We start from the raw sequence: 1,597 nt of genomic DNA on the forward strand, positions 1-1,597 counted from the left end.
GCCCGCCGCTGCGGAAGCGATGGGCCAGCTCGATATCCTCGTCTGCAACGCCGGCATCACGCGCGACAATCTGTTCGTGCAGCTGCGCGACGAAGACTGGGACGACGTCATCAAGGTCAATCTGACGTCGACGTTTCGGCTCACGCGCGCCGCAACCAAGCTGATGATGCGCAAGAAGTTCGGTCGCATCATCGCGATCACTTCGGTGGTCGGCGTCACCGGCAATCCGGGGCAGGGCAACTACACGGCATCGAAGGCCGGCCTGATCGGCATGATCAAGTCGATCGGCGCCGAGTACGCCAAGCGCAACGTCACCGCCAATTGCATTGCACCGGGATTTATCGCCACGCCGATGACCGATGTGCTCAACGATAAGCAGCGCGAGACCATCCTGTCCAAGGTGCCGGCCGGTCGGCTCGGCACGCCGGACGACATCGCGGCGGCGGCGGTTTATCTCGCCTCGAACGAGGCCGCCTACGTCACCGGGCAGACGATTCACGTCAACGGCGGCATGGCGATGATCTAAGTGAATTTGCGAGCGTTTGGCGGTGCAAACAAGCGCTGTGTGCACCGTCCGCGCGAGTGGTCAACCCGGCGGAAGTATGATAACCGGAGCCCCGCCGGCTAGGCAAAGAAGGCCATTGCAGGAAGTCCAAACCCTGTATATTGCCGATGGGGAGCGGTGCCGCCGGGTGGGGCTTCGACCTGGGACGGGGCATATCAATTCACTTCGCGACGGCGACGGAACTTGGCGGTTTGACGCATCCTCATGCCTCGAACCGTCCCGATCGGGTCGAAAAGGAACAGCACGGGGTTACAGATGAGTGACATTGGCGAGCGAGTTAAGAAGATCGTGGTGGAACACCTTGGTGTCGAGCCCGAGAAGGTTGTCGATGGCGCCAGCTTCATCGACGATCTCGGTGCCGACAGCCTCGACACGGTCGAACTCGTGATGGCCTTCGAGGAAGAGTTCGGCTGCGAGATTCCGGACGATGCCGCCGAGACCATTCTGACCGTCGGCGACGCCGTGAAGTTTCTCGAGAAGAACGCAAAGAGCTGACGCTCCGCGCGGCGCTTTAAAGAAGCCGGACGGGCCGTTGTCGCGGTCCACCGGCTTCTTGTTTGAGTCGCGCATTTTTACGCCGGAGTTCTGGACATGAGGCGGGTTGTCGTCACGGGCCTCGGCATGGTGTCGCCGCTCGGCTGCGGTGTCGACACCACGTGGCGCCGTGTCCTGAATGGAGAGAGCGGCGCCCGCAAGATCGACAAGTTCGAAGTGTCCGATCTGGCTTGCCAGATCGCCTGCATGATTCCGCGCGGCGACGGTTCGGACGGCAGCTTCAATCCCGATCAGTGGATGGAGCCGAAGGAACAGCGCAAGGTCGACGACTTCATCGTCTATGCGATGGCGGCGGCGCGGCAGGCGCTCGACGATGCCAATTGGCATCCGTCGACCGAAGAAGAGCGCTGCGCCTCCGGTGTCCTGATCGGCTCCGGCATCGGCGGCCTCGAAGGCATCGCCGAAACGGCGCTGCTGTTGAAGGAACGTGGTCCGCGCAGGATCTCGCCGTTCTTCATTCCCGGCCGCCTGATCAAT

The 1,597-nt window shown here is 62.2% G+C and carries 3 protein-coding genes; all 3 read left to right on the forward strand.

The features are described from left to right. The coding region (gene fabG, locus I5M_RS24035) for a 3-oxoacyl-ACP reductase FabG (protein ID WP_022723723.1) at window positions 1–526 on the forward strand (526 nt) is incomplete at its 5' end. A 294-nt stretch (window positions 527–820) separates the two neighbouring features. Continuing rightward, window positions 821–1,060, forward strand: coding sequence for an acyl carrier protein (locus I5M_RS24040; RefSeq protein WP_022723724.1), 240 nt, complete (start codon window positions 821–823; stop codon window positions 1,058–1,060). Window positions 1,061–1,156: 96 nt separating this feature from the next. Further along, a partial coding sequence (locus I5M_RS24045; RefSeq protein WP_022723725.1) for a beta-ketoacyl synthase N-terminal-like domain-containing protein occupies window positions 1,157–1,597 on the forward strand: 441 nt, incomplete at its 3' end.

The organism is Rhodopseudomonas sp. B29 (assembly GCF_000333455.1).
Classification (GTDB): Bacteria; Pseudomonadota; Alphaproteobacteria; order Rhizobiales; family Xanthobacteraceae; genus Rhodopseudomonas.

Excerpts from the sequence above, each read along its gene's own strand:
- I5M_RS24040 (WP_022723724.1), top strand. The coding sequence starts at position 821 with ATGAGTGACATTGGCGAGCGAGTTAAGAAGATCGTGGTGGAACACCTT.